We start from the raw sequence: 1,308 nt of genomic DNA, 5'->3' as shown, positions 1-1,308 counted from the left end.
CACCAGCGCCTCGCCATCGGTCAGCGTGTCGCCGATCCGGAGCGCGCCGTGGTTCGGAATGCCGACGACATCGCCGGCATAAGCGGTATCGGCGAGCTGGCGCTGCGAGGCGAAGAAGAACTGCGGGGCAGTGAGGCCCATCTGCTTGCCGGTGCGGGCGAGCCTCGCCTTCATGCCGCGCGTCAGCGTGCCGGAACACACGCGCACGAAGGCGATGCGGTCGCGGTGGTTCGGGTCCATATTGGCCTGGATCTTGAACACGAAGGCGCTCATCTTCGGGTCCGTCGCCTCCACGGTGCGGACATCGGCTACCTGCGCGCGGGGCGCGGGCGCGAAATCGGAGAGCGCGTGGATCAGGTCGCGCACGCCGTTATTGCGGAGCGCCGAGCCGAAATAGACCGGAGTCATATGGCCTTCGAGAAACGCCTTCCGGTCGAAGGCGGGGTAGCCGTCAATGGCAAGCTCGGCCATTTCCGCCCAGTCCTGACGCTCATGCTCCGGCAGTTTTTCCGACACGACTTCGGGGCCGTTCACCTTGGTCAGCTCTTTCTGGCTGTCGCCATAGCGCACGGCGCTGTCCTTCAGGTGATAGGTGCCGGCAAAGCTCTTGCCCTGGCCGATCGGCCATGTCATCGGCACGGTGTCGAGCGCGAGCTTCTCCTGAACTTCTTCGAGGATTTCGAAGGTGTCGCGGGCCTCGCGGTCCATCTTGTTGACGAAGGTGATGATCGGGATATCGCGCAGCCGGCAGACCTCGAACAGCTTCAGCGTCCGGGGCTCGATGCCCTTGGCCGCGTCGATCACCATGATCGCCGCATCCACCGCCGTCAGCGTGCGGTAGGTGTCGTCGGCGAAGTCCTCATGGCCGGGTGTGTCGAGCAGGTTGAAGACGGTGTTGTCATATTCGAAGGTCATCACCGAGGTGACCACCGAAATGCCGCGTTCGCGCTCGATCTTCATCCAGTCCGAGCGGGTCTGGATGCGGTCCTTCTTCGCCTTCACCTCGCCGGCAAGCTGGATCGCGCCGCCGAACAGCAGCAGCTTTTCGGTCAGCGTGGTCTTCCCGGCGTCGGGATGCGAGATGATCGCGAAGGTGCGGCGGCGGGCAACCGCCTCGGCAAGCGTTTCGGGCATCGGTCGAATATCCTGTTGATGGCGGCCTATGTAGCGATTTGGGCCACAAGATGCAATTGACCTGTCGGCGTCTGGTGGCGAAGGATGCGGGCGAAATTGACGAGGACCTCACAATCACCAATCTCCCCCCTTGAGGGGGAGATGTCGCGAAAGCGACAGAGAGGGGTGAACCCT

At 63.5% G+C, this 1,308-nt stretch carries 1 protein-coding gene; it reads right to left on the bottom strand.

Annotation, left to right across the window (positions count from 1 at the left end):
* Positions 1–1,134, bottom strand: a 1,134-nt coding sequence (locus B4E36_RS17590) for a peptide chain release factor 3 (RefSeq protein ID WP_345900619.1), incomplete at its 3' end; no start/stop codon positions are given.
* Between the last annotated feature and the right edge of the window lie 174 nt (positions 1,135–1,308).

Source organism: Martelella sp. UBA3392 (assembly GCF_002358775.1).
Lineage (GTDB): Bacteria > Pseudomonadota > Alphaproteobacteria > Rhizobiales > Rhizobiaceae > Martelella > Martelella mediterranea.
The sequence above is the reverse complement of the archived record's forward strand: the minus strand, read 5'-3'. Positions and strand labels throughout refer to the sequence as shown.